The sequence below is a fragment of the Pseudomonas palmensis genome, from assembly GCF_049942755.1.
GTDB classification, from domain to species: domain Bacteria; phylum Pseudomonadota; class Gammaproteobacteria; order Pseudomonadales; family Pseudomonadaceae; genus Aquipseudomonas; species Aquipseudomonas palmensis.
The window spans coordinates 2,844,937-2,863,794 of record NZ_CP187958.1 but is presented as its reverse complement, the minus strand read 5'-3'; the positions used below and the strand labels follow the sequence as shown (position 1 = coordinate 2,863,794).

Here is an 18,858-nt window from a genome sequence, read left to right as displayed (position 1 = left end):
CCCCTTCTAAATCAGGATTTCAGGTAGCCGTTGGCGGCCAGGAAACTTTCGGTGATGCCACCCTTGCCCGGCTCGGCGGCCTTGTCGCCCAGCAGCAGACGCTCCAGGTAACGGGCCAGCAGGTCGACCTCAAGGTTAACCCGACGCCCGGTGCGGTAGTCGGCCATGATGGTTTCAGCGAGGGTGTGCGGCACGATGGTCAGCTCGAACTCGGCGCCATCGACCTGGTTGACCGTGAGGCTGGTGCCATCGACGGTGATCGAGCCCTTGTGGGCGATGTACTTGGCCAGCTCGGCCGGCGCGCGCAGGCGGAACTGGATGGCGCGGGCGTTATCGCTGCGCGAGATGACCTCGCCGACACCGTCGACGTGGCCGCTGACCAGGTGGCCGCCCAGGCGGCTGCTGGGGGTCAGGGCCTTTTCCAGGTTGACCCGGCTGCCTACCTTGAAGTCGGCAAAGGCGGTGCAGTCGAGGGTTTCGCGGCTGACGTCAGCCCAGAAACCGTCGCCAGGCAGTTCGACGGCGGTCAGGCACACGCCGTTGACGGCGATGCTGTCGCCCAGTTTCACGTCGCCCAGGTCGAGCTTGCCGGTTTCGACATACACGCGCACGTCGCCGCCTTTGGGGGTGAGTGAACGGATGCTGCCGATGGATTCGATGATGCCGGTGAACATGAGTCCTCCTTCAGAACGGGTCGCGCAAGGCGCAGGCCGCGAATTATACGCCGGGCGCAGGCACAGGAATGGCAGTGACTCGCCAGTCATCGCCTACGGCGCGCATGTCGGTGATGTTGAGGGCCTGCGCTTCGCTCATTCTGGCCAGGGGCCAATCGAGCAATGGGCGGGCACTGGAGCCGAGAAACTTGGCAGCGATGAAGAGCTGGTATTCGTCCACCAGGCCCTGTTGCGCGAAGGCACCGGCCAGGCCCGGGCCGGCCTCCACCAGCACCTCGCTGGCACCACGCCGGGCCAGTTCGCGCAGCAGCGCGGGCAGGTCGACGTGCCCGTCGGTGCCGGGCAGGCTCAGCAGGTCATGGCCGGCCTGGGCGTACTGCGCAACTGGCGCGGCGGCCGTCACCACCAGCACCGGGCCGGCCTGGAAGAACGGCGCCGTCAGCGGCAGGCGCAGGCGCCCGTCGATGAGCACGCGCAACGGTGGGCGGGCCATCGCCAGGGCGGTGCTGTCGGCGTCCAGCCCAAGCTCGTCGGCGCGCACGGTCATGCGCGCGTTGTCGGCCAGCACGCTCTGGGCGCTGGTCAGCACCACGCTGGAGCGCGCGCGCAGACGCTGCACCGCCGAGCGTGCGGCCGGGCCGGTGATCCACTGGCTCTCGCCACTGGCCATGGCGGTGCGCCCGTCCAGGCTCATCGCCAGCTTGACCCGCACAAAGGGCAGGCCGTGTTCCATGCGTTTCAGAAAGCCCGGGTTGAGTGCGCGGGCCTCGGCCTCCAGCACACCGCTGGCAACCTCGATACCGACGTCGGCCAGGCGCTTGAGCCCCTGCCCCGCCACTTGCGGGTTGGGGTCCTGCATGGCCGCCACCACCCGCGCCACACCGGCCTTGACCAGCGCCTCGGCACACGGCGGCGTGCGCCCGTGGTGGCTGCACGGCTCCAGGGTCACATAGGCACAGGCGCCACGGGCCAGCTCGCCGGCCTGGCGCAGCGCGTGCACCTCGGCATGCGGTTCGCCGGCGCGTACGTGCCAGCCTTCGCCGACCACCTGCCCGTCACGCACGATCACGCAACCGACCCGCGGGTTGGGATGGGTGGAATAGAGACCCTTGCGCGCCAGTTCCAGCGCACGGGCCATGTAGTGGGCGTCGAGCACGTCGCGTTCGCTGGGCAGGCTCATTGCTTGGAAGGCTCGCGCGCCAGGCGGTCGATTTCTTCACGAAATTCGTCCAGGTCCTGGAAGCGGCGGTACACCGAGGCGAAGCGGATGTAGGCCACTTCGTCGAGCTTTTGCAGCTCGGCCATCACCAGTTCGCCGACGACCAGCGACTTGACCTCGCGCTCGCCGGTGGCGCGCAGCTTGTGCTTGATGTGGGCCAGCGCCGCTTCGAGGCGCTCGACGCTCACCGGGCGCTTTTCCAGCGCCCGCTGCATGCCGGCGCGCAGTTTTTCTTCGTCGAAGGGCTGGCGGCTGCCGTCGGTCTTGATCAGGCGCGGCAGCACCAGTTCGGCGGTTTCGAAGGTGGTGAAGCGCTCACCGCAGGCCACGCATTCGCGGCGACGGCGCACTTGTTCGCCCTCGGCAACCAGTCGCGAGTCGATGACCTTGGTGTCGTTGGCACCGCAGAAGGGACAGTGCATGGTGGCAGGCAACAAAAAAAGGGAGGGTCATGGTAGCGCATCCCACTGGCAAGACAAGCCAAAGCAGTTACCATCCAGTGAGGAAATATCCCCCCGAAGGAATTGATCATGCCCTTTAGAGCGCTCGTTGTGCTCAGTTTTGCCGCCCTGCTGGCCGCCTGCAGCAGCGATGAACCCAAGCCGGTGCTGGCCCCCAAGGCCCCGGTAGCGGCCAAGCAACCTGTGGCCCTGGGCCCGCTGCCGGCCTACCAGCGTGAAATCAGCGGCACCCTGCTCGGCATCCCGTCGGGCGCCGAGGTCGAGCTGGCGCTGCTGGTGGTCGACCCGCGCGGCCGCCCGCAACGCCTGCTGGCCAGCAGCAACCTGGACGCCAACGGCCAGGACCTGCCGTTCCAGCTGCGTTTCAACCCCGAGGCGTTCCCTGCCGGTGCGCGGGTGGAGCTGCGCGGGCGCGCCAGCCAGTCCGGGCAGTTGATCCTGCACCTGCAACCTGTGGCGGTCAGCAGCCCGCAAACCCAGGCCACCGGCCCGCTGCGCCTCGAAAAAGCGCCGTGACCGCGCCGATCCACCTGCAACAGGCGTTGAGCGGGCTGCTGGGGGACGCACGGCTGGTGGTCAGCGAGCTGCCGGCCTGCGACCTCAAGCTGTGGCTGATCGATGCGCACAACATGGACCGCGCGTTCAGCCCCGAGGAAACCCGGCGCATCCTGCACGAGCCGCCCTACTGGGCCTTCTGCTGGGCCAGCGGTCTGGCCATGGCGCGCTACCTGGCCGCCCGCCCCGAGTGGGTGGCCGGCAAACGCGTGCTGGACTTCGGCGCAGGCTCGGGCATTGCCGGCATCGCCGCCGCCCGCGCCGGGGCGCTTGAAGTGGTGGCCTGCGACCTCGACCCGCTGGCGCTGCAGGCAAGCCGCGCGAATGCCGCGCTCAACCAGGTGCAGTTGGGCTACTCCAGCGATTTCTTCGCCGAAGCCGACCGCTTCGACCTGGTGCTGGTGGCCGATGTGCTCTACGACCGCGCCAACCTGCCGCTGCTCGATGCGTTTCTCAGCCGCGGGCACCAGGCGCTGGTGGCCGACTCGCGGGTGCGCGACTTCCGTCACCCCCTGTACCGCCAGCTCGACACCCTGCATGCCCTGACCCTGCCAGACCTGGCCGAACCCCACGAATTCCGCCAGGTGAGCCTGTACCACGCCAGCCGCAGCGCTTTATAGTGTTGCCATTCAAGGATTTGCGAGAGTCGCGATGAGCCAGGAAACCCCGTACATCTTCAATGCCACCAGCGCCGACTTCGACCAGTCGGTGATCCAGAACTCCCACGTCAAACCCGTGCTCGTCGACTTCTGGGCCGACTGGTGCGCGCCGTGCAAGGTGCTGATGCCGCTGCTGGAGAAAATCACCGCCGAATACCGGGGTGAGCTGCTGCTGGCCAAGGTCAACTGCGATGTGGAACAGGACATTGTCGCGCGCTTCGGTATCCGCAGCCTGCCGACGGTGGTGCTGTTCAAGGATGGCCAGCCGGTCGACGGCTTTGCCGAGGCACGCCCGGAGTCGGAAATCCGCGCAATGCTCGAACCGCATGTGCAACTACCGCCACCGGCGGCGGCCGACCCGCTGGTAGTGGCCCAGGGGCTGTTTGCCGAGGGACGCTTCAGCGAGGCCGAGGCGCTGCTCCGGGCCCTGCTGACCGAAGACAACAGCAATGCCGCGGCACTGATCCTGTATGCCCGTTGCCTGGCCGAGCGTGGCGAGCTGGGCGAAGCGCAGACCGTGCTCGATGCGGTCAAGAGCGATGAGCACAAGGCTGCACTGGCCGGTGCCAAGGCGCAGCTGACGTTCCTCAAGCAGGCCGCCAGCCTGCCGGACGTGGCAGACCTGAAGTCACGCCTGGCACAGAACGCCGAGGATGACGAGGCGGCGTATCAGCTGGCAGTGCAGCAGCTCTCGCGCCAGCAGTACGAGGCGGCGCTGGACGGGCTGCTGAAACTGTTCAAGCGCAACCGCGGGTATGAAGGCGGCCTGCCGCACAAGACCCTGCTGCAGGTGTTCGACCTGCTGGGCAACGAGCACCCGCTGGTGCTGGATTACCGCCGCAAGCTGTTTGCTGCGTTGTACTGAGGTCAACCGCCCGCTCCCACAAGGTTACCTACCCGCGCTGTGGGAGCGGGCTTGACCCGCGATGGGATCAACGCGGTGTTCAGCCGACCCAGTGATAGACCGGCGCATCCGCCCCGCTTTCCACCCTCACCTCGCTGCTATGGCGCAAACGCACCAGCAGGCGCTTGCCGGCCGCCGTATTGCCCGCCAGCCCCTCCAGCGCCTCCAGCAACTGGGGCCCGTTCAACTGACCGGCCTTGCGCAACACCTCGCGCGCCGCCTGCCACACTGCATCGTCCGGTCGAACCGGCGCCGTCGGTACAGCAGCGGCAACCGGCGGCACCCCGGCCGCCTGCAACTGCCCGCCCAACTGCGCCCACTCATGGGGCTCCAGCTCCACGCTCAAATCCACCGGCCATTCGCCGATGTGTCCACGAATACGCACGTTCGCACCCTCCACTCGATCAGGCGCCCATGCTCCCACGAAGTTTCATCCAGCGACACTGGTACGCAGTCGACAAGTTGTTATAACATTTCGAAACTCTTTCAGCGCCTTCCGGAGTTCCGCCCATGCGTCGTCTGCTGCTTGCCTTGCCGTTTGCCCTGCTGCCCCTGAGTCTGGTTTACGCCCATGACGACCATGACCATGAACATGGCAGCCTGGGCGCCCATGAACATGGCGTGGCGCACCTGAACGTCGCACTCGACGGCAATGCCCTGGAGCTGGAATTCGACAGCCCGGCGATGAACCTGGTGGGCTTCGAACATGCCGCCACTTCTGCCACCGACAAGGCCAAGGTCGCGGCCGTGCGCGCCCAGCTCGAAACACCCCTGGCGCTGTTCGGCCTGAACAAGGCAGCCGGTTGCAGCGAAACCGACCAGGACCTGCAAAGCCCGCTGTTCGGCGACAAGCCGGTGCATGACGAGGATGGCGACGCCCACGATCACGAACACAGCGACATCAACGCCCATTACAAACTCGAATGCACCACCCCGGCACAGCTCACCCGCCTGGACCTGGCGCCACTGTTCAAGGCCTTCCCCGCCACCCAGAAGATCCAGCTGCAACTGGTGGGCCCCAATGGCCAGAAGGGCGTGGACCTGACCCCGACCCGCAGCGCGATCGACTTCTGACATGGGCCAGGCACTGATCGAACTGTCCCGGCTGGGTTTCGCCTGGCCCGGCCAGCCTGAGCTGCTGGACATCCCGGCGTTGCGCCTGCAGGCCGGCGAGTCGCTGTTCCTCAAGGGCCCCAGCGGCAGTGGCAAGACCACCCTGCTGGGCCTGCTGGGCGGGGTGCAGAAGGCCGACCGCGGCAGCATCCGCCTGCTCGGCCAGGAGCTGGGCGCGCTCAGCCAGGGCCAGCGCGACCGTTTTCGCGTCGATCATACCGGCTACATCTTCCAGCAGTTCAACCTGCTGCCGTTTCTGTCGGTACGCGAAAACGTCGAGCTGCCGTGCCGTTTCTCGCGCAGCCGGGCGCAACGCGCCGGCCAGCGCTACGGCAGTGTGGACAAGGCCGCCGCCAGCCTGCTCGCCCATCTGGGCCTGAAGGACCCGGCACTGCTGGCACGGCGCGCCGACAGCCTGTCGATCGGTCAGCAGCAACGGGTGGCCGCCGCCCGCGCGCTGATCGGCCAACCCGAGCTGGTGATTGCCGACGAGCCGACTTCGGCGCTCGATGCCGACACCCGTGAAGCCTTCATCCGCCTGCTGTTCGCCGAATGCCGCGCAGCCGGCTCCAGCCTGTTGTTCGTCAGCCACGACCAGAGCCTGGCACCGCTGTTCGATCGCCAGCTGTCGCTTGCCGAACTCAACCGCGCCGCGCGCCCTGCCAGCGACCTGGAGGCCTGATGTACCTGCTCCGCCTTGCCCTGGCGAGTCTCGCCAACCGCCGCTTCACTGCCCTGCTCACCGCCTTCGCCATCGCCCTGTCGGTGTGCCTGCTGCTGGCGGTGGAGCGGGTACGCACCGAGGCCCGCGCCAGTTTTGCCAGCACCATCAGTGGCACCGACCTGATTGTCGGTGCGCGCTCGGGCTCGGTGAACCTGCTGCTGTACTCGGTGTTTCGCATCGGCAACGCCACCAACAACATCCGCTGGGACAGCTTCGAGCACTACGCCAGCAACCCGCGGGTGAAGTGGGCCATCCCGATCTCGCTGGGCGACTCGCACCGCGGTTACCGGGTGATGGGCACCACCGGAGCCTACTTCGAGCATTACCAGTACGGGCGCAAGCAGCACCTGCAGCTGGCCAGCGGGCGTGCCTTCGCCAGCGACCCGTTCGAGGTGGTGCTGGGCGCCGAGGTGGCCGACGCGCTGCATTACAAACTCGGCGACAAGCTGGTGCTGGCCCATGGCGTGGCCGCCATCAGCCTGGTCAAGCATGACGACAAGCCGTTCACCGTGGTGGGCGTGCTGCAACGCACCGGCACCCCGGTGGACCGCACCCTGCACATCAGCCTTGGCGGCATGGAGGCGATCCACGTCGACTGGCACAACGGCGTGCCCGCCCGCGGCGCCGGCCGCGTCAGCGCCGAACAGGCCCGTGGCATGGACCTCACACCCAAGGCCATCACCGCGTTCATGCTGGGCCTGAACAACAAGATCAGCACCTTCACCCTGCAACGCGAGATCAACGAGTTTCGCGGCGAGCCGCTGTTGGCGATTCTGCCCGGCGTGGCCCTGCAGGAGCTGTGGAGCCTGATGGGCACCGCCGAACAGGCGCTGTTCGTGGTGTCTCTGTTCGTGGTGCTGACCGGCCTGATCGGCATGCTCACGGCGATCCTCACCAGCCTCAACGAGCGCCGCCGCGAAATGGCCATCCTGCGCTCGGTGGGTGCACGCCCCTGGCATATTGCAGGGCTGCTGGTGATGGAGGCGTTCACCCTGGCGCTGGCGGGGATTGCCGCCGGGCTGGGCCTGCTCTACCTTGGCATCGCCCTGGCCCAGGGCACGGTGCAGGCCAACTACGGCCTGTACCTGCCGCTGGCGCTGCCCAGCGCCCACGAGTGGAACCTGCTGGGGATCATCCTCGGCGCCGCCGTGCTGATGGGCAGCATTCCGGCCTGGCGGGCCTACCGCCAGTCGCTGGCCGACGGTTTGTCCATTCACCTGTGAGAACGCCCGTGATACGTCGTGCCCTGCTGTTGTTGCTGTTGATTGCCCCGCCCCTGTGGGCAGGTGAGCCGCGCACGCTGGAATGGCCGCAATTGATCCCCGAGGGCGCACCGGTGATCGTGCCGCAGATGACCCCACTGCACGACCTTTCGCAGTTGAGCAACGCGCTGGCCGGCGAAAGCGGCCCGGCGGCGCAGCAGCAGGCGCCCGACGCGCCGGTGGTGAAGGCACTGGATGGCCAGCAGGTGAAGCTGCCGGGCTACATCGTGCCACTGGAAGTCAGCGAGGAAGGCCGTACCACCGAGTTCCTGCTGGTGCCGTACTACGGCGCGTGCATTCACGTGCCGCCCCCACCGTCGAACCAGATCGTGCACGTGTTCAGCGAAATCGGCATCAAGGTCGAGGAGCTGTACCAGCCCTACTGGATCGAGGGGCCGATGCAGGTCAAGGCTTCCAGCAGCGAGCTGGCCGAGGCCGGCTACCAGATGGAAGCCGAGAAGATCTACGCCTATGAACTACAATAGAAGCCCCGCGCCAGGGCGTTTGCGGTTTCATTGAGCTGCGTCAAGAATCACCGCCTGTCAGCTCCTTACCATTGGACACATTAAATTCTAAACGTCCTTTGGGAGCTTCCATGAACAAGTCCTTGCTCAGCGCCTCGCTCATTGCCCTCGCGCTTGCAGCCCCTGTTGCCCACGCCCACCAGGCGGGCGATTTCATTCTGCGTGCCGGTGCGATCACCACCGCACCGAACGAAGACAGCGGCGATATCAAGCTCGACGGCACCAAGGTTGGCGGCACCAAGGCCACCCTGGACAGCGACACCCAGCTGGGCCTGGCCTTTGCCTACATGCTGACCGACCACATCGGCCTGGAACTGCTGGCAGCCACCCCGTTCCAGCACGAAGTGGGCGTCAAGGGCCTGGGCGCGGGCCTGGACGGCAAGCTGGCGAACATCAAGCAACTGCCACCGACCCTGTCGCTGCAGTACTACCCGATGGAGCCGACCTCCAAGTTCCAGCCTTACGCCGGTATCGGTCTTAACTACACCCTGTTCTTCGATGAAGACCTGAGCAGCAGCCGCAAGGCCCAGGGCTTCAGCAACATGAAGCTCAAGGACTCGGTCGGCCTGGCCGGCCAACTGGGCATGGACTACATGCTGACCGACAACCTGCTGGTCAACGCCGCGGTCTGGTACGTGGACATCGACACCAAGGCCACCATCGACGGCCCAAGCGCGCTGGGCGTGGGCAAGACCAAGGTGAGCGTGGATGTGGACCCATGGGTCTACATGGTGGGTGTGGGTTACAAGTTCTGACCATGAAAAAGCCCCGATCATTCGGGGCTTTTTTTTGGCTGCGATTCCCGTCAGGGAGATACCGCCTGCAGGAGCCGGCGTTGCCGGCGAAGCTTTTTACGTTCAGCGCCCCAGCAGGTGCGCCAGCCCATCGGCCAGTGGCGTCGGCTCGGGCAGGTCGAAGCGCGCCAGCAGCCGCGCATTGTCGGCCCGCGAATGACGGATATCACCCGCGCGCGCCGGCCCGTGATTGACCTCGGGCAACGGCCCTACCACCTTGCGCAGTGCCTCGAGCAACTGGTTCAGCGTGGTGGCGCGGTTCAGCCCCACGTTCACCGCGCCCTCCTGCACCTGCGCCTGTTCCAGCGCCTGCACCAGCACCGCCACCAGGTCGGCCACATACAGGAAGTCACGGGTCTGCTCGCCATCGCCAAACAGGTTGATCGGCGTGCCGTTGAGGGCGCGCTCGCAGAAAATGCTGATCACTCCCGAATACGGCGACGACGGGTCCTGGCGCGGGCCGAAGATATTGAAGAAGCGGAACACCACCGGCTCCAGCCCATGCTGGCGGCGATAGAAGTCCAGGTACTGCTCGCTGGCCAGCTTGTCCACCGCATAGGGTGTCAGCGGCGCCTTGGGCGTGTCCTCGTCGATGGCCTGGCCTTCACCGTTGTTGCCGTACACCGCAGCGCTGGAGGCGAACAGCACGCGCTTGATGCCGGCCACACGCATCGCCTCGCACACGTTCAGCGTGCCGATGAAGTTGCTCTGGTGGGTCCTGACCGGGTCTTCCACAGAGGCCTGCACCGAGGCCACCGCCGCCAGGTGCACCACGGCCTGGCAGCCCTCGGCGGCCCGGGCCACCAGGGCGGCATCGGCCACGTCGCCCTCGATCAGTTGCAGACGCGGGTTGTCCAGCTGCAGGTTCAGACGCCGACCGGTAGACAGGTCGTCGAGCACGCGCACCGCGTACCCCTTGGCCAGCAGCGCGTCGCTCAGGTGGGAGCCGATGAAGCCGGCCCCCCCGGTAATCAGGATAGGAGCATCAGCCATGACGATAGAACCGGTCCAGTAGGGTCGGCAGGCCGGCGCGCCAGGCACGCGGCTTGATGCCGAAGGTGTGGAGGATTTTCTTGCAGGCCAGCACCGCGTGCTGGGGTTCTTCGGCAGCATCCGGGCGGGCGGCGTGGGCCTGCGCAGTGGGCGCTTCGACGGCCAGCTGACGCAGTTGCCCGGCTTCGCTGAGGATCGCCTGACCCAGCGCCAGCGGCGTGGTCGCCTCGTTGCCGGCGTAATGGTAGGTGCCCCACAGTGGCGCGCCACAGTCCAGTTGCTTGAGCACCGCCAGGATCACCCGCGCTGCATCGTCGACCGGGGTCGGGTTGCCACGCCGGTCGTCGGCCAGCAGCAGTTCCTGCGAGTGCTCGGCGCGGGTCAGAAAACGCCCCAGCACGCCGTCGACGCTGTCGTCGAGCACCCAGCCAAAGCGCAGCAGCACGTGCTGCGGGCAGGTCGCGCGCACGCTCTGTTCGATGCGCCACAACGCCTGGCCACGTTGGCCGAGCGGTACCGGCTCGTCCTTTTCGCTGTAGGCCGTGGCCCGCGAACCGTCGAATACCCGGTAGCTGGAGGGTTGCAGCAAGATGATGTTGTGGTGCTGGCACAGTTCGGCCAGGCGCTCGACCGCACGCTCCTGCGAAGCCAGGCGCTGCTCGCTCACCGATTCGGCCTGGAACCAGTCGAAGTAGTAGGCCAGATTGATAAGCGCATCGGGGCGGGTGTCATCGAGCAGCTGGGTCAGGCTCGCGGCATCCCAGCCCTGGTCAGGTGGGCGCGGCGCCAGAAAGCCGATATCTTCCTCGGCCCCGAGGCGAATCAGCGCTTGCCCAAGGGCATTTCCACCACCCAACAGCATCAGGCGCATTCGCATAGAGTCAGCAGGTCCGGTCAGATAAATTGAGGGAAAGCGGATATTTTGCGGCTTCCAGCAGGCGAAGTCCAACGCGGGGCCGACTGGCGCCAAAGTCTAGAGTGTGTCAGCGCAAAGTGTGACGGGTTCAACGTAGTTCAAGAAATAACCTGCGCGCCCACCAGAAATGCCCGACTGCATCTACTGTAAAAGCGTCAGCCTCGCTGGTTCATGTCGACTTGTCGACCCTTCACCCCGGGCAAGAGGACCGCTTCATGCCGATCAAGACGGCCGCACACGGACGTGAGCGTTGGCAATTCGACGAACCCAGCCCGGGCCGCGAGTGCCTGGTGGTCGAAACGTTCGACGGCTACAGCCAGGAAGGTCGCCTGCTGATCCCCGATATCGAGCACGCGCCGCCGCTGTTCATGCTCGGCGGCGCACGCAGCGACTTCACCCACCTCAACCCGCTGCTGTACCGCCTGCAGGCCCTGGGCATCGGCTCGCTGACCGGCAACCTGTCGGGGCACAGCCTGGCCAGCCTGCCGGGGGCCCGGGCGCCGTCGCTGCACACCAACCTGGCCGAGGCGCTGCGCTTCTTTCGCCACGTCGAGCATCGCTGCAACACCGTGATCGGCCACAGCCTGGGCGCAGCGCTGGCGCTGAAAGTGGCAGCGCACCATGCACGCCAGGTGAACAAGCTGGTGCTGCTGTGCCCGGCGGTCTATGCCGACAGCGCCTACGATGCCCCGTTCGGCCCGGCCTTCACCCGCGCCATCAGCACCCCGCACGGGTTTCTCGACAGCGACAGCTACAAATTCCTGCGCAGCTATCGCGGCCAGGTGCTGCTGGTGCTGGGACAGTACGATGGCCTGCTGGCCGCCCACCACGGGCGAACCCCGGGCACGTCGGCAGGCCATGTGGAAATCGACGGCATGCTGCGCTACAGCCCGATCCCGGCCGAAGTCATCCAGGCGCTGAGCGACACCCTACCCCCCGGGCATTTCGAACAGCTGACCCTGCCCGACTGCGACCACGGCATCGCCGCACACCTGCGCGCCCATCCCCCACAGGCCGGGGCCCTGGCGCAGCAGGTGGCGGCATTCATTCGCCGCTGAGCACGGCGCCCTTCACTCGATCTCGAACAGGCCGTTGCGAATCGGCCCGACGTTGAGCCGTGCGCGCACATCGTCATCGATGCGCGGGTCATCCGGGCGGTACAGCCGGACCTGGCGGTAGGCATTGATGCGGTTGATTTCCGGGCCCAGGTATTCCCACACCACGCGGGTACACGCCGGAGTGCGCCGGTCACCGCTGGAGACGCCGGTCTTGAGGCCGTTGAGCCGGGTGATGCGGCTCTTGAAGCTGGGAATCAGGATGGTCTGGCTCATCTCGTTGACCGTCAGCGATTCGTAGTCGATCAGAAACACCCGGTCCTGCAACTGAAAGGCCGCGCCCAGATAGCGGCAGCGCACCCAGTCTTCGGCCTGCACGTCGGTGCTGCTGGAGCGCTCCTGGCGTTCCTGGCGCTCGAACAGGAACGTGCCGCGTTCTTCGCGCAGGTGCACCAGCGACAGCAGGATGCTGCCCGGCACCGACATGCAGTTGGAATATTCGAAGTAGTAGCCGCAGTAGCGCGACAGATTGCCCTCGTGCTCGCGCAGCGGGCGCAGCAGTTCCAGCAACGGGTCGGCCTGGGCCGGGCTGGCAAGCGCCGAGCTGCGCGCACCGATCAGGCGCGCGAACTGTTCTGGCGGCAGGCCCAGTTCGTAGTCCTCGACGCCGAAGAAGTCGCCGATGCGCTTGAGGTTGTACGCCGTCGGCTGGCTCTGCCCGCTCAGGTACTTGTTGAACTGCGCCCGGTTGATCGACAGCTGCCGGCAAACCTCGGAAATAGAGCGGTAATGGCTGCACGCCAGCTTGAGGTTGGGGCCCAGGTGTTGACTCATTGATCAGGTACCGATTGATGCGATAGGCGCCAGTTTAGCATCAGGTCGCATCAATTCAGAGCAACCCGCGAAATTGTAACGACGTTTGTCATGACCAACCATGCGCCCCCAGGCAAACGGCGCACGCCGTCAGCCACTGTCATTCAGAACAAGAACCGAGGTCACGCCATGCTCGAAGTGCTCAACGATTTCCTTTCGGGGAAGCTCCTTATCGTGCTTATCGTCGGACTGGGAAGCTATTTCACCCTGCGCTCGCGATTTGTGCAGTTTCGCCATTTCATCCATATGTTCGGCGTATTCAAGGAATCGTTGCGCGGCCAGGCGGGCCAGTTGAGTTCGTTCCAGGCACTGATGCTGAGCCTGGCCGGGCGCGTGGGTGCCGGCAACATCGCCGGTGTCGGTATCGCCGTGACCCTGGGCGGCCCGGGCGCGGTGTTCTGGATGTGGGTGACGGCGCTGGTGGGCATGTCCAGCAGCTTCTTCGAATGCACCCTGGCGCAGGTCTACAAGCGCGCCGACGGTGATGGCCTATACCGCGGCGGCCCGGCCTACTACATCCTGCACGGCCTCAACCTGCGCGCCATGGCAGTGGTGTTCTCGGTGTTGCTGCTGGTGACCTATGGCTTCGCCTTCAACGGCCTGCAGTCGTACACCGTGACCCACTCGCTGCAGAACGCCTTCGGCTTCGCCCCGGAGCACACCGGGATTGCCCTGGCCGTGCTGCTGGCCATCGTGTTCCTGGGCGGGATCAAGCGCATCGCCTCGGTGTCCGACCTGCTGGTGCCGGTCAAGACCCTGGCCTACATCGGCGTTACCCTGTACGTGATCGGCAGCCAGATCGAACACGTGCCGGCCATGCTCGAAACCATCTTCAAGAGCGCCTTCGGCCTGGACCCTGCATTCGGCGGCCTGCTGGGCAGTGCCATCGTGATGGGCGTCAAGCGTGGCGTGTTCGCCAACGAAGCGGGCCTTGGCAGTGCGCCCAACGTGGCCGCCGTGGCGGCAGTGAAACACCCGGGCGCCCAGGGCGTGGTGCAGGCATTCAGCGTGTTCCTCGATACCTTCGTGATCTGCACCTGCACCGCGCTGCTGATTCTGCTGTCGGGCTTCTACACCCCGGGCTTCGAAGGTGACGGCATCGTGCTGACCCAGAACTCGCTGGCTGCCGTGGTCGGTGACTGGGGTCGCCTGTTCGTCAGCGTGGCGCTGTCGCTGTTCGTGTTCACCTGCATCCTCTACAACTACTACCTGGGCGAAAACAGCCTGCAGTTTCTGACCCGCAACCGTGCGGTGCTGATGGTCTACCGTGCCCTGGTGCTGGCGCTGATCGTGTGGGGCTCGGTGCAGAACCTGTCGACCGTGTTCGCCTTCGCCGACATCACCATGACGTGCCTGGCCTTCGTCAACCTGATCGCCCTGGCGCTGCTGTTCAAGATCGGCCTGCGCGTGATGCGCGACTACGACGACCAGCGCAAGGCAGGCATCAAGCAGCCGGTATTCGACTCGGCCAGGTTCCCCGACCTGGACCTGGACACCCAGGCCTGGCCTGCTGTCCAGCCCGCTGAAAGCGTACGCCCTGCCAGCGTGGGCGAAGCTCAAGCTCAAGCGCAACGCTGAGCAACCCTGTGCCGCCGCCCCGTTCGCGGGCGGCAGCCGATTCGCGATGCCCCTTTCTCACCTGCCTGGAATGCTCACCATGCGCGCGGTCAAGAACCTTCTCGTCCTCTACACCGGCGGCACCATCGGCATGCTGCAAACGCCCCATGGCCTGGCGCCGGCCGGTGGCTTCGAGGCACGCATGCGCGCCTGGCTGGACACGCACCCGACGCCACCCCGGGTGCACTGGCGCCTGCAGGAGATGTCACCGCTGCTCGACAGCGCCAACATGCAGCAGGCCAACTGGCTGGCCATGCAGGCGGCCATCGTCACGGCGGTGACGCGTGATGGCCACGACGGCATCCTGCTGCTGCACGGCACCGACACCCTGGCCTACAGCGCAGCAGCGTTGTCGTTCCTGCTGCTGGGGCTGGATGTGCCGGTAGTGCTCACCGGCTCGATGCTGCCGGCCGGCGCACCGCACAGCGACGCCTGGGACAACCTGCACGGCGCCCTGGCCCTGTTCGAAAGCGGCCTGCAAAGCGGCGTGCAGCTGTATTTCGCAGGCCAGCTGCTGCACGGCGCACGGGCCAGCAAACTGCGCAGCGAGGCCTTCGATGCGTTTGCCGCGCCGGCGCGCCACCGCGAAGGCAGCCGCGCCAGCGCGTTGCCCGCGGTACTCGGCTATGCCCAACCGCGGGTGCCGGTGAAACTGGCGGTGCTGCCGGTGTACCCCGGCTTGCAGGCCGAGCAGGTGCAGGCACTGGTGGTGAGCGGCGTGCGCGGCCTGCTGCTTGAATGCTATGGCAGCGGCACCGGCCCATCGGAAGATGCAGCACTGATGCAGGCGTTGCAGAAGGCGCGCCAGGGTGGCGTGCTGATTGCCGCCATCAGCCAGTGCATCGAGGGCAGTGTGCTGTTCGATACCTACGCCGCCGGCAGCCGCCTGCGCGAGACCGGCCTGGTATCGGGCGGCGGCATGACCCGCGAGGCGGCGCTGGGCAAGCTGTTCGCCCTGCTGGGCGCGGGGCTGGACATCGACACCGCCGAGCACTGGTTCGCCCTGGACCTGTGCGGTGAACGGGTGGCCTGAGGCACTGCGAAAAATGGCGGAAGGCAGCCGGAGTCGAACCTGCCCGGGAACGGCTGCCGTCCCCAACCGGGTTTGAAGCCCGGCCGCGCCACCGGGCGCGATTGCCTTCCTTGAATTCAGTTGTCGCCCGGTTGAGCCAGGGCATTGTCGCGGCGAATGCGACGCTGGTCGCCCAGGCGCCGGGTCAGGCCGATGCGATCGAAGTACTCCAGCACCTGGATGCTGCGCTTGCGCCCGATACCCAGCGCATCACGAAAAACCGTCACCTGCACCTCATCACCCGCCATGCGCAACAGCATAGCCGCCATTTGCCGCACTGTGGCCTCGGGAAAGAACAGATCGCGCACCACCTGGTGCACCTGGCCCAGACGCGCCATCTTGCGCAGCAGCAGCCGTACCTCGGCTTCTTCGCTGCCGGTGGCGCGGGCCAGGTCGCGCACCCAGGGCGGATCGAAACGCGCCGCCAGCAGCAACGGTTGCACCTGTTGCCAGAGCGCCGTGTCGGCCTCGTTCAGGCGCGCCTGGTGCGTGGGCAGGTGCAGCCACGGGCCGCTGCTGGCAATCGCCTGCTCGCCCAGCAACTCGTCCACCAGGCTGATGAACGCCGGCCGCTCCAGTGCCAGGCTGGCGAAACGGCGCAGGCGGTCGCGGTCAGGGCCGAGCTGGTCGGGTTCGAGCTCGTGAAAGCGCGCCAGTTGCGCCAGCACCCGGGCCTTGAGCGCCTGCCATTGCGTCGTGTCGAACAGCAGCGGCCCCTGCCGCGTGGCCACCACCTGCACCTGCGCATCCAGCCGCCAGTGGCTGCGCAAGCGATTGAACTGGCGCTCCAGGCGCTGCGGGTCGAGCCCACCCGTGCCTTGCGCAAGCAGCGCCGGCAAGGCCTGTTCCAGGCTGTCGGCCGCCGCCATTGCCTGCAGCTGCGCCAGCCGCTGCGGGCTGCGGCGCTGGCGGGCCGGGGCAAACGGATCGAGTACGCGCCCGCCGCCAAGGGTGCGCTGGGCACTCTGGTCGCGCAGCACCACGGGGTCGCCATGCACCGCCTGCACCGGCGCGTTGACCAGCAGCTGCGCGAACATGCGCGCCCCGGGCGCCAGCCGCTCGCCCTCCAGCAATGCCACGCGGGCGGTGACATCCTGGGTGCCCAGGTGCAGGTGCACCGGGCTGAAATGCTCGAGTGCACGGGCTTCCCCGGCCAGCAGGTGCAGTTCGATATCCAGCCGCTGAGTAGGCGCATACAGCCACTCGGCCAGCAGCCAGTCACCGCGGTGGATATGCTCCAGCGCCAGCCGCTCGGCGCTGATGTTCAGGGCCACGCGCTGCCCGGCGAAGGCCTGGGTCGCGACCTGGTTCTGCGCGTGCAGGCCGCGCACCCGCACCGGTTTGCCCGCCTTGCCCAGCAACAGGCTGTCGCCCACCTGAACCTGCCCGGACAACGCAGTGCCCGTGACCACGATACCGGCCCCGGCCACGCTGAAGGCCCGGTCGATGGCCAGGCGAAAAGCGCCACCCTGGCTACGCGGCTGCAGGGCGTGCTGCGCGGCGAGCAATGCCTGACGCAGTGCCTCGATACCCTGGCCGCTGGCACTCGACACCGCGAACTGCGCCGCCCCGGCATACGGTCCCGGCGCAAGCAGCCCGCGCACCTGGGCCTGCACCGCCTGCACCCGCGCCGGCTCGACCCGGTCGCATTTGGTGATGGCCACCAGCGCCTGCGCGATGCCCAGCAGTTCGACAATGGCCAGGTGCTCGCGGGTCTGGGGCATCACCCCGTCGTCGGCCGCCACCACCAGCAGCACCAGGTCGATACCCTGGGCGCCGGCCAGCATGTTGTGGATAAACCGCTCGTGGCCCGGCACGTCGACAAAGCCGGTCAACGGCGCATCCGCCGCCAGCGCTGCATAACGGTAGCCAAGGTCGATGGTGATGCCGCGTTCACGCTCTTCGCGCCGATGATCGCCAGCCTGGCCGGTGAGGGCTTCGAGCAGCGCGGTCTTGCCATGGTCGATGTGCCCGGCGGTGCCGACGATCACGTGGGCAGTACCGCCAATTGCGCCAGCTGCGCCAGCCACGCGGGTTCGTCATCCAGCTGGCGCAGGTCGAGCCACAGCGCGTCGTCGTCCAGGCGCCCGAGCACCGGGACGGGCAACGCGCGCAAGGCCGCTTCCAGCGCCAGCAGGCTGCGCCCGCGCAGGCGCTTGGACACCTGTGGGCGCATGCACAGCGCAGCACTGGGAAGGCGTGCCACCGGCTGGCTGCCGCTGCCGATCATGCCCAGTGCAGGCAGCACGGCAACGCTCCACGACGCGCCCAACGCCTGTGCCATGCGCGGCGCCAGGCGTTCGGCCTGGGCCAGGATCTCGGCTTGCGGCCGGGTCAGCAGGCGCAGGCTGGGCAGGCGCTCGGCCAGGCGGTCGGGGTCGCGGTACAGGCCCAGCACCGCTTCCAGCGCGGCGAGGGTCAACTTGTCGACCCGCAGGGCACGCTTGAGCGGGTTCTTCTTGATGCGCGCGATCAGCGCCTTGCTGCCCACGATGATCCCGGCCTGCGGACCGCCGAGCAGCTTGTCGCCGCTGAAGGTGACGATATCGGCGCCATCGGCCAGGGCCTGACGCACCGTGGGTTCGGCGGGCAGGCCCCAGCGGGTCAGGTCGATCAGGCTGCCGCTGCCCAGGTCTTCGAGCAGCGGCAGGCCGTGCTGGTGGGCCAGTTGCGCCAGCTCGGCGGTGGGCACATGGCTGGTGAAGCCTTCAATGCTGTAGTTGCTGCAATGCACGCGCATCAGCAGGCCGCTGCGCGGGTTGATTGCCGCTTCGTAGTCGCGGGCGTGGGTGCGATTGGTGGTGCCCACCTCGTGCAGCCTGACCCCGGCGCGGGCCATGATGTCGGGGATGCGGAACGCACCACCGATCTCGATCAGTTCACCGCGCGAAATGATGCCCTCCTTGCGCGCGCCCAGGCTGTTGAGCGCCAGCAGCACGGCGGCGGCATTGTTGTTGACCACGGTCACGGCCTCGGCGCCGGTGAGCTCGCGGATCAGGCCTTCGATCAGGTCGTCACGGTCGCCGCGCTTGCCGCTGTCCAGGTCGAACTCGAGGTTGAGGGGGTGGCGCGCGGCAAGCTGGACGGCCTCGATGGCGGCTTCGGGCAGCAGCGCGCGGCCCAGGTTGGTGTGCAGCACGGTGCCGGTGAGGTTGAACACCCGGCGGATGTGGCTGCGGTGCCGGGCGGCGAGGCGTTCGTTGGTGCGGCCGGCGAGCACCTCGGGGGCCAGTTCGGCAGCGCCGAGCTGGCCGTGGCGGGTGGGCTCGCGCAGGTCATCGAGCAGTTGGCGCAAGGTGGCGAGCACGGCGTCGCGGCCGTAGCGGTCCACCAGGGGAACGCAGGCAGGGCTGCGCAGGAGGGTGTCGATGGAGGGTAGACGGTGGGTGCACTGAGTGACGTTGGAGGACATGCAAAAACGCTCCGGCCTATGTAGGAGCCGG

The 18,858-nt window shown here is 67.1% G+C and carries 20 protein-coding genes and 1 tRNA gene; 11 read left to right on the top strand and 10 right to left on the bottom strand.

The features are described 5' to 3' along the window. Window positions 1-11: 11 nt before the first annotated feature. The 3 genes from ACPRTJ_RS13200 to nrdR are packed head-to-tail and all read right to left on the bottom strand — an operon-like array spanning window position 12 to window position 2,315. On the bottom strand, window positions 12-674 hold the full coding sequence (locus ACPRTJ_RS13200; protein ID WP_043861895.1) for a riboflavin synthase: 663 nt from the start codon (window positions 672-674) through the stop codon (window positions 12-14). 43 nt (window positions 675-717) lie between these two features. After that, entirely contained in the window at window positions 718-1,854 is a 1,137-nt protein-coding gene (ribD, locus tag ACPRTJ_RS13195) for a bifunctional diaminohydroxyphosphoribosylaminopyrimidine deaminase/5-amino-6-(5-phosphoribosylamino)uracil reductase RibD (protein ID WP_058541919.1), read from the bottom strand. Further along, window positions 1,851-2,315 carry a transcriptional regulator NrdR gene (gene nrdR / locus ACPRTJ_RS13190; protein ID WP_043861897.1) on the bottom strand — a complete coding sequence of 155 codons (465 nt, stop codon included), beginning with the start codon at window positions 2,313-2,315 and terminating at the stop codon, window positions 1,851-1,853. The genes ribD and nrdR overlap by 4 nt, the downstream gene beginning before the upstream one ends. 108 nt (window positions 2,316-2,423) lie before the next feature. Here nrdR and ACPRTJ_RS13185 point away from each other — a divergent pair, with 108 nt between their 5' ends. The 3 genes from ACPRTJ_RS13185 to trxA are packed head-to-tail and all read left to right on the top strand — an operon-like array spanning window position 2,424 to window position 4,433. Then, complete coding sequence (locus tag ACPRTJ_RS13185) at window positions 2,424-2,870, top strand: YbaY family lipoprotein (RefSeq protein ID WP_043861898.1); 447 nt, start codon at window positions 2,424-2,426, stop codon at window positions 2,868-2,870. Further along, complete coding sequence (locus ACPRTJ_RS13180; RefSeq protein WP_054916423.1) at window positions 2,867-3,529, top strand: class I SAM-dependent methyltransferase; 663 nt, start codon at window positions 2,867-2,869, stop codon at window positions 3,527-3,529. Before ACPRTJ_RS13185 ends, ACPRTJ_RS13180 begins: the two co-directional genes overlap by 4 nt. 31 nt (window positions 3,530-3,560) lie before the next feature. Next, window positions 3,561-4,433 carry a thioredoxin gene (trxA, locus tag ACPRTJ_RS13175; protein ID WP_278929371.1) on the top strand — a complete coding sequence of 291 codons (873 nt, stop codon included), beginning with the start codon at window positions 3,561-3,563 and terminating at the stop codon, window positions 4,431-4,433. Between the two features lie 79 nt (window positions 4,434-4,512). Here the strand turns inward: trxA and ACPRTJ_RS13170 are convergent, their stop codons facing one another. Beyond that, a complete protein-coding gene (locus tag ACPRTJ_RS13170; protein WP_123753534.1) occupies window positions 4,513-4,857 on the bottom strand; it encodes a hypothetical protein in 345 nt (114 codons plus the stop codon). 125 nt (window positions 4,858-4,982) lie between these two features. Between ACPRTJ_RS13170 and ACPRTJ_RS13165 the strand changes: the two genes are divergently transcribed. The 5 genes from ACPRTJ_RS13165 to ACPRTJ_RS13145 all read left to right on the top strand — a co-directional run bounded on the left by ACPRTJ_RS13165 (window position 4,983) and on the right by ACPRTJ_RS13145 (window position 8,850). Beyond that, entirely contained in the window at window positions 4,983-5,546 is a 564-nt protein-coding gene (locus ACPRTJ_RS13165) for a DUF2796 domain-containing protein (protein ID WP_088514366.1), read from the top strand. Between the two features lies 1 nt (window position 5,547). After that, window positions 5,548-6,267 (top strand): ABC transporter ATP-binding protein, encoded by a 720-nt coding sequence (locus ACPRTJ_RS13160; protein WP_043861902.1) that lies wholly within the window; start codon window positions 5,548-5,550, stop codon window positions 6,265-6,267. Next, a complete protein-coding gene (locus ACPRTJ_RS13155) occupies window positions 6,267-7,532 on the top strand; it encodes an ABC transporter permease (RefSeq protein WP_426429015.1) in 1,266 nt (421 codons plus the stop codon). The genes ACPRTJ_RS13160 and ACPRTJ_RS13155 overlap by 1 nt, the downstream gene beginning before the upstream one ends. A gap of 11 nt (window positions 7,533-7,543) precedes the next feature. Next, window positions 7,544-8,056, top strand: coding sequence for a DUF3299 domain-containing protein (locus ACPRTJ_RS13150; RefSeq protein WP_043861948.1), 513 nt, complete (start codon window positions 7,544-7,546; stop codon window positions 8,054-8,056). A gap of 110 nt (window positions 8,057-8,166) precedes the next feature. After that, window positions 8,167-8,850 carry an OmpW/AlkL family protein gene (locus ACPRTJ_RS13145; protein ID WP_043861904.1) on the top strand — a complete coding sequence of 228 codons (684 nt, stop codon included), beginning with the start codon at window positions 8,167-8,169 and terminating at the stop codon, window positions 8,848-8,850. A gap of 102 nt (window positions 8,851-8,952) precedes the next feature. Here ACPRTJ_RS13145 and ACPRTJ_RS13140 read toward each other — a convergent pair whose 3' ends face one another. Continuing rightward, a complete protein-coding gene (locus ACPRTJ_RS13140; RefSeq protein WP_058541922.1) occupies window positions 8,953-9,882 on the bottom strand; it encodes an NAD-dependent epimerase/dehydratase family protein in 930 nt (309 codons plus the stop codon). Continuing rightward, window positions 9,875-10,759 (bottom strand): sugar nucleotide-binding protein, encoded by an 885-nt coding sequence (locus ACPRTJ_RS13135; protein WP_043861906.1) that lies wholly within the window; start codon window positions 10,757-10,759, stop codon window positions 9,875-9,877. Before ACPRTJ_RS13135 ends, ACPRTJ_RS13140 begins: the two co-directional genes overlap by 8 nt. 254 nt (window positions 10,760-11,013) lie before the next feature. On the opposite strand from ACPRTJ_RS13135, the gene ACPRTJ_RS13130 reads away from it, so the two are divergent. Then, entirely contained in the window at window positions 11,014-11,856 is an 843-nt protein-coding gene (locus ACPRTJ_RS13130; RefSeq protein ID WP_054916428.1) for an alpha/beta hydrolase, read from the top strand. Window positions 11,857-11,868: 12 nt separating this feature from the next. On the opposite strand, the gene ACPRTJ_RS13125 is transcribed toward ACPRTJ_RS13130, so the two are convergent. Continuing rightward, window positions 11,869-12,687 carry a helix-turn-helix domain-containing protein gene (locus ACPRTJ_RS13125; RefSeq protein ID WP_043861908.1) on the bottom strand — a complete coding sequence of 273 codons (819 nt, stop codon included), beginning with the start codon at window positions 12,685-12,687 and terminating at the stop codon, window positions 11,869-11,871. Window positions 12,688-12,855: 168 nt separating this feature from the next. Between ACPRTJ_RS13125 and ACPRTJ_RS13120 the strand changes: the two genes are divergently transcribed. Both ACPRTJ_RS13120 and ACPRTJ_RS13115 read left to right on the top strand, forming a co-directional pair. Beyond that, window positions 12,856-14,304, top strand: a complete 1,449-nt coding sequence (locus ACPRTJ_RS13120) for an alanine/glycine:cation symporter family protein (protein WP_327781826.1) — start codon at window positions 12,856-12,858, stop codon at window positions 14,302-14,304. A gap of 79 nt (window positions 14,305-14,383) precedes the next feature. Next, window positions 14,384-15,376 (top strand): asparaginase, encoded by a 993-nt coding sequence (locus ACPRTJ_RS13115; RefSeq protein WP_078481652.1) that lies wholly within the window; start codon window positions 14,384-14,386, stop codon window positions 15,374-15,376. A 14-nt stretch (window positions 15,377-15,390) separates the two neighbouring features. Here ACPRTJ_RS13115 and ACPRTJ_RS13110 read toward each other — a convergent pair. The 3 genes from ACPRTJ_RS13110 to selA all read right to left on the bottom strand — a co-directional run bounded on the left by ACPRTJ_RS13110 (window position 15,391) and on the right by selA (window position 18,827). Next, a tRNA-Sec gene (locus ACPRTJ_RS13110) sits at window positions 15,391-15,486 on the bottom strand. Window positions 15,487-15,492: 6 nt separating this feature from the next. Then, a complete protein-coding gene (gene selB, locus ACPRTJ_RS13105) occupies window positions 15,493-17,406 on the bottom strand; it encodes a selenocysteine-specific translation elongation factor (protein WP_426429119.1) in 1,914 nt (637 codons plus the stop codon). After that, a complete protein-coding gene (gene selA / locus ACPRTJ_RS13100; protein ID WP_426429012.1) occupies window positions 17,403-18,827 on the bottom strand; it encodes an L-seryl-tRNA(Sec) selenium transferase in 1,425 nt (474 codons plus the stop codon). The genes selB and selA overlap by 4 nt, the downstream gene beginning before the upstream one ends. Window positions 18,828-18,858 lie beyond the last annotated feature (31 nt).

Coding starts and splice junctions, on each gene's coding strand:
- ACPRTJ_RS13200 (WP_043861895.1), bottom strand. CDS start 674: ATGTTCACCGGCATCATCGAATCCATCGGCAGCATCCGTTCACTCACC.
- ribD (WP_058541919.1), bottom strand. CDS start 1,854: ATGAGCCTGCCCAGCGAACGCGACGTGCTCGACGCCCACTACATGGCC.
- nrdR (WP_043861897.1), bottom strand. CDS start 2,315: ATGCACTGTCCCTTCTGCGGTGCCAACGACACCAAGGTCATCGACTCG.
- ACPRTJ_RS13185 (WP_043861898.1), top strand. CDS start 2,424: ATGCCCTTTAGAGCGCTCGTTGTGCTCAGTTTTGCCGCCCTGCTGGCC.
- trxA (WP_278929371.1), top strand. CDS start 3,561: ATGAGCCAGGAAACCCCGTACATCTTCAATGCCACCAGCGCCGACTTC.
- ACPRTJ_RS13165 (WP_088514366.1), top strand. CDS start 4,983: ATGCGTCGTCTGCTGCTTGCCTTGCCGTTTGCCCTGCTGCCCCTGAGT.
- ACPRTJ_RS13160 (WP_043861902.1), top strand. CDS start 5,548: ATGGGCCAGGCACTGATCGAACTGTCCCGGCTGGGTTTCGCCTGGCCC.
- ACPRTJ_RS13155 (WP_426429015.1), top strand. CDS start 6,267: ATGTACCTGCTCCGCCTTGCCCTGGCGAGTCTCGCCAACCGCCGCTTC.
- ACPRTJ_RS13145 (WP_043861904.1), top strand. CDS start 8,167: ATGAACAAGTCCTTGCTCAGCGCCTCGCTCATTGCCCTCGCGCTTGCA.
- ACPRTJ_RS13140 (WP_058541922.1), bottom strand. CDS start 9,882: ATGGCTGATGCTCCTATCCTGATTACCGGGGGGGCCGGCTTCATCGGC.
- ACPRTJ_RS13135 (WP_043861906.1), bottom strand. CDS start 10,759: ATGCGAATGCGCCTGATGCTGTTGGGTGGTGGAAATGCCCTTGGGCAA.
- ACPRTJ_RS13130 (WP_054916428.1), top strand. CDS start 11,014: ATGCCGATCAAGACGGCCGCACACGGACGTGAGCGTTGGCAATTCGAC.
- ACPRTJ_RS13125 (WP_043861908.1), bottom strand. CDS start 12,687: ATGAGTCAACACCTGGGCCCCAACCTCAAGCTGGCGTGCAGCCATTAC.
- ACPRTJ_RS13120 (WP_327781826.1), top strand. CDS start 12,856: ATGCTCGAAGTGCTCAACGATTTCCTTTCGGGGAAGCTCCTTATCGTG.
- ACPRTJ_RS13115 (WP_078481652.1), top strand. CDS start 14,384: ATGCGCGCGGTCAAGAACCTTCTCGTCCTCTACACCGGCGGCACCATC.
- selA (WP_426429012.1), bottom strand. CDS start 18,827: ATGTCCTCCAACGTCACTCAGTGCACCCACCGTCTACCCTCCATCGAC.